The organism is Jeotgalibaca caeni (assembly GCF_028863945.1).
Lineage (GTDB): Bacteria > Bacillota > Bacilli > Lactobacillales > Aerococcaceae > Jeotgalibaca > Jeotgalibaca caeni.
On sequence record NZ_JARBEA010000079.1, the window covers coordinates 1 to 8,605 of the forward strand.

Genomic DNA, 8,605 nt, shown 5'->3' on the forward strand with positions numbered 1-8,605 from the left:
CCTGACTGCGAGCCAATTTGAGCCGAAGGCACTCCATTACAAGGAGGAAAAGCGCCGACAAGAAGAAAAAGAAAAAGCCAAAGCGAGTTAGTCTTCGCTTTGACTTTCATTTGGTCCACCAACACTATTTGACATAGAACCGTAAAAACCAGCTATAAACGTTCCATCCTTTTGAATCAAAGTTGCTACATTAAAAAGAACCACCAACCTTAGCAAGTTGGTGGTTTTCTATGCTTTCTATTGTCGTTGCTGTTCAAATGCCACCACGGCACCAACTAAATTTGCATCATTATGATAGTGACAAGGGACAATGTCATACTCCACATCTGTTGCGTTTACCCGAATCAGCTGCTGTTTAATCTGGGCGGAAACTTCATTAATCAAATCATGACGAGTTGATATGGCTCCGCCAATGATTACCTTATCTGGATTAAATGAAACGAGCAGGACTTGAATTCCTCTCGCCAAACTGCTCTTCAATCCCTCTACATATTTTAACGCAATAGAATCTTGATTTTCCGCGTTCTGAAACATCTCCAACCCACTAACTGATCCAGGTGGCAGACCCACTTCTTCCGCATAGCGAGAGGCAACCCGAACTGGGCTTGCTAAATCACTAAATGTATGGTCTTCTTCCAATAGCATGAAGCCGAATTCTCCACCAAAAATGTTGCGTCCTTTCACTAGTTCTCGGTTCAAGATAACAGCTCCGCCGATACCCGATCCAATAATAATAAAAAGGGCATTCTCTACATCAGCTGCTGCACCATGAAACACTTCAGCTAGCGCGGCACAATTTGCATCATTTTCAATTGATACAGGAACACCGAGAAGTTGTTCCAACTCAGCCCTGATTGGAAAATGATGGACATACGGAACCGCACTAAATCCATATATGATGCCCTCTTCTGCATGAACAGCTCCTGGACAACTGAATGCCGCCCCTTCCATTTTCTTCCCAGTCGTTTCTTCCATCCATTGAAAAACTCTTGTGATTTCTTCCTTCATTTCTATCCATGTACTCGGGGTAGAAAATTTATTTTGTAAATAAATTTTTTCTTCATCCCAGACACCATACTTCACTGCGGTTCCGCCAATATCAAATACCGCCAAGACCATTTCTTCACCTTCACATTCTAATTAGTCTCTCGTCAAAACTAGTTGAACTGCAAACTTATTATAATGATGAACGGAAATAGAATACTCAAACGTGATTCCCGTATTCAAGTATCCTACTTGTTCTGCGATTCCTACCGGATCGCCAGGATTCATCTTTAACTTTTCGGTTTCAAACTCTGTGGCTTTTCGAATTGAGACAGTTCTGTGCGCACTTTGAATTGACAAGGAAAGATCTTCTTCAATATATTCATAAATTGATTCCATTATGTGTTTTTCCTTCAAAGAAAGGATGACATCAATCGGCATATAAATACGTTCGATAACAAAAGGTTCTCCGTCCATATAACGCAACCGATAAATATCATAGACAAAACAATCTGCTTCTACATTCAATTGCTTACAAACTTCTTCCGGAGCTTTAATGACCGAAAATTCTAATACCTCACTCGTAATTTTCTTGTCTGGATTCGAAGCAGTCGTTCCACGGAATTGATTCGCCATAATTAATCGCTTTGATTCCTCCGGACCTATGTCTTTTACAAAAGTTCCTGATCCACGACGCTTGATAATTAACCCTTCCGTTACTAAAATATCTAACGCTTTTTTTACTGTCATCTTACTAGCATCATAGAGTACACAGAGATCTTTTTCGAAAGGAAGCTGATCATTTGCCGAATATACTCCTTCTAAAATTTTATTGCGAATGTCATTCGAAATCATTACGTATTTCTTTTGCATAGATTAATCTCCTCTAGTCGCTTAGCTCTTCGCATCTCTTAATTAAGAAGATTATACAATAAAGTATATACCTATACAAGAATCCTATATTTATCACTGTATTTATTCTGCAAAGTTATCCGCTAACTCTAGTGTATTTTTTTCAGCAACTCCCTTAAACCAATATCCTGATTTCTTAATGGTCTTCACCTGTGTATGAATGTCATTAGAGATGAAGCCATAACGGTTTCGATATGCATTCTTCCATGACCAACAATCGATTGGTGTCCATAAATGATAGCCAAAACAGTTAGATCCATTATCGATTCCTTTTTTCAACCAGAAAAGATGTTCAGATATAAATTGGATTCGATAATCATCTTGAATCATATTTTCATCATCCAGATAGCGTTCTTCTCTAGAAACACCCATCCCATTTTCTGAAACAAACCATGGAATATTGCCATAATTATCGCGAATGTTAATGGCAATATCATATAAAGCTTGTGGATAAATTTCCCATCCTTTATCCACATTCATACGGCGCCCTGGCATGTCATAATGATTGTAATATTTATTTGGCATCCAATCTACCGTTAAACTATTTGGCGAAATAGATGGTTGTTTGACTCGGTGTGGGTGATAGAAATTTACGCCTAATACATCGATTGTATTCTCTTGAATCAGCAGCAGCTCTTCTTCGGTCGCCTGCCATAAAACACCATCTTTATCCAGTATCGACACGAGTTCCTCATCAAAATTTCCTTTAATAGAAGGGTTTAAGAATAGACCATTTGACCAAAGATTAGCGAAATGTGCTGCTGCTCCATCCTCTTTACTGTTTGTGGCAGGATAGGATGGTGTCAGGTTTAAGATAATCCCAATTCGGCCATCTGGATTTTTGTTTGTTTTTCTAAAAGCGGCAATTGCTTTTGCTGAAGCGAGGTTAATATTGTAGGCTACTTGCACAGCCTTTTTACCATCTACGATTTTTGGATAGTGGAACTGATATAAATATGCTCCATCTACGATTACCATAGGCTCATTAAATGTAAACCAGTCTTCTACTCGGTCACTAAATAATTGAAAGCAGCGTTCAGCGAATTTTACAAAAAGGTTAACTACATGCTTTGATTCCCAGCCCCCATACTTATGCTGTAGTTCAACAGGTAAATCAAAGTGGCATAGGTTGATAACAGGTTTAATATCATATTTTAAAAACTCATTAATAACATCGTTATAGAAACGAACGCCATCTTCATTTAATGTACCCATCTCTAAATCATCAATTAATCGGGTCCATTGGATGGAGGTGCGAACTGTATTCAATCCAACTTCTTTCATCAGAGCAATATCTTCACGAAAACTGTTATAGAAGTTTGAAGCAACATCAGGACCAACCTGATTATAAAAGTCTTCTGGTTCTATTTCATACCAGTAATCAAATACGTTTGCATGCTGTTTATTAAAGCGTCCTTCACTTTGTGGGCCAGATGTTGCTGCTCCCCACCAAAAATTTTTTGGAAACTCAATTTTCATTTATCGATCATCCTTACAATTTTATTTTTATTCATCTGCTTTCAAATGATAGAGCAGACTAAAGAAATCGCCCTCTTTTTTCTGAGCCCAATATTCATGGGCACGTCCAGTGAAATTTTTACTTAGAAGAATACCGACGTTCATTAAATCATTTCCATATCGAGTAATCCCTCCTATATGGTATGCTTTATCTTCTGCCAATCCTTGTAATTTAATTCGTTTATAAGGAGGATTTGGTCCTGCTAAGATTCGATAGTAACCAACAAGTGCTTCTTTTTTGTCCTTTGAAACAACCATCCAAGCCGTGTCATTTCCTTCAAAAGGACTTTTTAGTCGGTAGAAATCACCTTGAAGTAGAAGCTGTTGTTGCTCTTTTACCTGTGATATTTGTTCACGAATTTCTATTTTCTCATCTTCAGTTAGTTGGGTAGGATCAAGTTCATAGCCAAAAGTTCCAAATCTTGCTACATCTCCTCGCATTTTTAGAGACGTAACCCTTCCTACTTGATGGTTAGGAACAGCAGAAACATGCGCACCAATCGATGAGAGTGGATAAACCAAGGACGCACCATATTGTATTTTCAATCTTTCTACTGCATCTGTATCATCGCTAGCCCACGTTTGAGGTGCATAATATAACAATCCTGGATCAAAGCGACCTCCCCCACCAGCACAAGATTCAATTAATAAATCCGGATACTTTGCCAGAATCTTTTCATACAAATCGTACACTCCTAAAATATAGCGGTGAAATAATTCTCCTTGCTGTTCCTTTGGTAAATTACTTGAAAATGCTTCGGAAATATAGCGATTCATGTCCCACTTTACATAGTCAATACCGCTTCCTTCTAAGATTGCATCCATTTGTTGGAAAATAGCTTCCACTACTGCTGGTCTAGAAAAGTCCAAAATAAACTGATTCCGGCCATGTGAGATTCGTTTTTTGGGATCACCAATTACCCATTCAGGATGAGCTTCATAAAGAGGTGTTCCTTTTGAAATCATCTCTGGCTCAAACCAGAGACCCAACTTCATGCCTTCCTCATGCACCTTCCTCACGAGATTTTGTATACCATTTGGTAGTTTTCTCTCATCAACCGTCCAATTACCTAATGAGGTAGAATCATCGTCTCGCTGACCGAACCAACCATCATCTAAGACAAATAGTTCTACTCCTAAATTTTGGGCTTCACGAACAATTTCCATTATTTTTTCTTCAGTAAAATTGAAGTAGGTCGCTTCCCAGTTATTAATCAATATTGGTCTTGGCTCTTTGGCCCATCTTGGATTGATTAAGTGGTTTAAATAGAAGGAATGAAACGCTTGGCTCATCCCATTCATACCTTGATCACTGAATACCATTACTGCTTCAGGTGTTTGAAAACTCTCACCAGCTGTTAAATTCCATGAGAATTGGAAAGGATTAATTCCCAGCATGACGCGTGTTACTTGATAGCTGTCAACCTCTACTTGGGCGAGAAAATTACCACTATAGATTAAGCTAAAACCAAATGCCTCTCCTTGTGCCTCTGTGGTTTCGGGTCGGACTAGTCCTAGAAACGGATTATGAACATGACTGCTCGCCCCTCTCGTGCTGCTAACATGTTGAACACCCGTTAATAAAGGATTCCGTTGTACATGAGTTTCCCGAGCCCATGCACCATGTAGATGAATCATTTCATAATCTGCATCTGGAAAGTCCACATTCATACTCATTAGTTGCTCTATTGATAATGCCTCGGTCCCTGTGTTTTCCATTCTCGAACTGCGGACTATAACGGATTGATTCTTAAAAATGGTATAAAATAATTGCAAATTTAATTCAGAGTAGCGATCTTTCAGTTGAATAACGAGAGTTTCTGCTTCCTCCTCTTTAGCAAATGTGGATGGTAACCCTTTTTCAACTGTTTTTCCTTTCTGTATCGTATAATCCACGTACTCAAATTGAGAAATTTGTGCCCCGTCTGAGTACTTCACTTCTAAAGCTGGATAACGGAAATCAGTGGTGCCATATACGGGCATTTCTTGCTTAACATGTTCTAACGAAGAGGTATAGTCCCCTTCAAATTGATTATTGGAAGGACGAACTTCCCTTTCAATTAAATATGCGAATTGCGGAATATCATCTTGTTTATAATGATTCTCTTCCATTGGTGAATCACTGAAATCACCTTTACCGTAAACAGATATCTCCTGCTCTCCTTGCTCCTTTATGGATGGATGATTTCCTTCAAATTGCGTATTAAACGGATGGGCGTCTCTTTCAATCAAATAAACTGATGAATCTTGAATTCGGATCGCTTTTCCATAATAAAGCTGTTCTAAAATGTTCGTTCTTTCCATTACCCGAAAAATATAACTGATTTTCCCATTCGTTAAATGGAATGTTTGCTCTTTTTCGTTCACATAAATCAAAGTTGCCACGTAAACCCTCCTTTATTTAATAGCCTTTTCAATTTGTTCTATTTCTTCCGTGCTAAATGATATAGACGCTACAGCTCCCAAGTTATCTTCTAGTTGTGATACTCGGCTTACTCCAATGATATTTGTAGCAACTACTTCATCTTTCAAATTCCATGCCAGTGCCATTTGGGAAAGTGTTTGGTTTCTAGACTGTGCTATTTTATTCAAGTTTTTTATTTTTTCCAATGATTGATTAACTTGCTCTTTTGTCAGCCATGGATTCACTGTACCTGCTGCACGTGAGTCAGTCGGTATACCATCCAAATAACGGTTTGTAAGCAATCCTTGTGCTAAGGGACTGTATACTGCAGCATTTAGTTTCAGTTCTTTTAAGGTTGGGAACAAGGTTGTCTCTGCCCAATAATTAAACATATTATAGGAGGGTTGATGAACAATAATCGGTACGCGCCGCTCTTCTAAGAGTTGTGTCATTGTTTTGGTTTGTTCCGCATCGTAGTTGGAAAGACCAATATAGAGAGCTTTCCCAGTCTGTATAATTTGAGCCAAGGCGTCTGCTGTCTCTATAAAAGGTGTTTCATTATCTGGACGATGGGAATAAAAAATATCCACTTCTCTTAACCCCATCCGTTCTAATGACTGATCAATACTAGTCATTAGATGTTTACGTGAACCACCATTACCGTAAGGTCCGGCCCACATATCGTTTCCTGCCTTCGTTGCAATTACCATCTCATGCCGGTGTGTTCTTAAACTTTCTTTGAAAATTTTCCCAAAGTTCATTTCTGCGCTACCTACTGGGGGCCCATACGTATTAGCCAAGTCAAAGTAGGTCACGCCGGATGAGAATGCATGCTCCACAACTTCTTTTTGTGTACTATATTGTTTGATGTTTCCAAAGTTATTCCAAAGGCCTAATGATATAGTAGAAACTTCAGTCCGCTCTGTCCTAAATGGCGATACTCCATTCTTTTCGCTCCTTAGCTGTTATCGTTCAAATGTTAAGGTATTTTTGAAAAATTATGTTTAACAACTCGTTCAGCTGGCTTCCCATATAAGGCATAGTCCATATCTTCTTCAACTTTTTCGAGGGCATACAAATGTGCTTTCCAATCCCATAACCCATAGCCGCTTACCCATGACCTTTGACTGGTATGGGCAAACATATCTTGATACCAATCTTCTTGTTCTTTTAAATTAGGCTTCCCTTCTAAAGCCCAGTCGTTTGGTAAGAATTTGGCACCCGTTCGGCTAGCACATCCTACCTCGCAGAAGAAAAATGGCTTCGCTTCTCGTTCAACGACTTTTTGAATCCGGTCTAACTGTTTCGGCCATGTTCCAATTGGATAGTAACCAGATGAAGAAATCACATCAACTGCGTCCCACCAAGTTAAACGATCTTCTTGATATTTATCACAGTTATAAGTAATGAGCCCACTATACCTCAATCGCACTTCTTGAATTACGTTGCGCCATTCTGTTTCCCTACGATCGCTGTTAACCATTTCACAGCCAATCACAAACATTTCGCACTTTGTTTGTTCAGCAATGTTTGCATAATGATTGACAAATTCTTTATAGTTAGCAAACCATGCAGACCACTTGGGCTCACAAGGTACATCATAATCAAAGAAGTTGATGTGCGCGCGCCATGTTCCATCAGACACATTTAACATAGGTTTTAAGATTACCCTTAAGTCCATTTTATGGATGTATTCAATCATTTTGATTACTTCTTTGTCAGAAAGAACAGAATCTGCTTGCCAGTTAATTTCTTCTGAGTGAATCGTGTCTTGTTCCACTACGATTGGTAGGATGACCGTATTGATGGAACATCGTTCTTTTAATAATTGCAAAGACTCAAAAGTTTGCGGGTATTCCCACTCGCCTCTTTTACTCATGTAGCCAAATGTTACTCCTTTAATAAATTCCATTTTACCCTCCTTAGATATTGACTTTTTGAAAACAAAAGTATATATTTATAATGTAAACGTTATCATAATTATGCCTCATTTTATTCTTCTTGTAAAGACAAGAACCAGAAATAAATAAGAAAAAAGGAGTTTCATATGTTAACTAAATTAGCTTTTCAAAATCAATTAAAACAAAAGATATTACCATTTTGGCTCACTCAAAAAGATCCGGCGGGTGGTTTTTACGGAAGGTATACGGCAGATAGAAATGTTGACGTTTTTGCTCCAAAAGGGGGAGTAATGGCGGGAAGATTTTTATGGACATTTTCGCGAAGCTATCGTTTTTTAGGCGAAACGGACTTAATGGAGGCTGCTAACCATGCATATACATTCTTAACAACTTCCATCTTAGACCATACTCATGGCGGGGCATACTGGCAAGTCGACGCAACTGGAACAGCACTTGAAACGTTAAAACATACATATGCACAAAGTTTTTGTATCTATGGACTAAGTGAGTACGCTGAAATTTCAAATTCGACAGAAGCTATGGAGCATGCTGTGCAATTGTACCGACTGGTAGAAGAAAAAGCTTATGATGAAAAACATAAGGGATACCTCGAAGAATTTACCCGCGAATGGAATCCTAAAAAAGATAGCCAAATCAGCAGTAATCATCCACAGTTGGCTTTTACAATGAATACGCACTTGCATTTACTAGAAGCATATACGAACCTTTATCGCGGGAGCGTCAATAATTTTGTGTAAATGGTTCTTCCCTACTGTAGATTGTTTCTAATTCTCCATCGGTTGACTCAGCATTTGTTCGAGCTCGCCTTCGGCCTGTTGGAAACCTTTATGACTGCGACCTAGGAATTTTTGGTTGTAAGTATCAA

Annotated in this window: 7 protein-coding genes; 1 reads left to right on the forward strand and 6 read right to left on the reverse strand. The window is 38.7% G+C overall.

Annotated features, from left to right (window positions below; all coding sequences use genetic code 11):
• Nucleotides 1-237: 237 nt before the first annotated feature.
• The 6 genes from PVE40_RS11860 to PVE40_RS11885 form a co-directional block, all read right to left on the reverse strand.
• Complete coding sequence (locus PVE40_RS11860) at nucleotides 238-1,119, reverse strand: ROK family protein (protein WP_274732159.1); 882 nt, start codon at nucleotides 1,117-1,119, stop codon at nucleotides 238-240.
• Nucleotides 1,120-1,140: 21 nt separating this feature from the next.
• The gene (locus tag PVE40_RS11865) at nucleotides 1,141-1,857 is read right to left on the reverse strand and encodes a GntR family transcriptional regulator (RefSeq protein WP_274732160.1); all 717 of its coding nucleotides are present in this window, start codon (nucleotides 1,855-1,857) and stop codon (nucleotides 1,141-1,143) included.
• Between the two features lie 102 nt (nucleotides 1,858-1,959).
• Nucleotides 1,960-3,375 carry a glycoside hydrolase family 1 protein gene (locus tag PVE40_RS11870; RefSeq protein ID WP_274732161.1) on the reverse strand — a complete coding sequence of 472 codons (1,416 nt, stop codon included), beginning with the start codon at nucleotides 3,373-3,375 and terminating at the stop codon, nucleotides 1,960-1,962.
• A gap of 27 nt (nucleotides 3,376-3,402) precedes the next feature.
• Complete coding sequence (locus PVE40_RS11875) at nucleotides 3,403-5,790, reverse strand: alpha-galactosidase (protein ID WP_420828534.1); 2,388 nt, start codon at nucleotides 5,788-5,790, stop codon at nucleotides 3,403-3,405.
• 21 nt (nucleotides 5,791-5,811) lie between these two features.
• Nucleotides 5,812-6,720, reverse strand: coding sequence for an aldo/keto reductase (locus PVE40_RS11880; RefSeq protein WP_338033483.1), 909 nt, complete (start codon nucleotides 6,718-6,720; stop codon nucleotides 5,812-5,814).
• Nucleotides 6,721-6,797: 77 nt separating this feature from the next.
• Nucleotides 6,798-7,730: a glycoside hydrolase family 113 gene (locus PVE40_RS11885; protein WP_274732163.1), complete on the reverse strand. Its 933-nt coding sequence runs from the start codon at nucleotides 7,728-7,730 to the stop codon at nucleotides 6,798-6,800.
• Nucleotides 7,731-7,865: 135 nt separating this feature from the next.
• On the opposite strand from PVE40_RS11885, the gene PVE40_RS11890 reads away from it, so the two are divergent.
• On the forward strand, nucleotides 7,866-8,477 hold the full coding sequence (locus PVE40_RS11890) for an AGE family epimerase/isomerase (protein ID WP_274732165.1): 612 nt from the start codon (nucleotides 7,866-7,868) through the stop codon (nucleotides 8,475-8,477).
• Nucleotides 8,478-8,605: the final 128 nt, after the last annotated feature.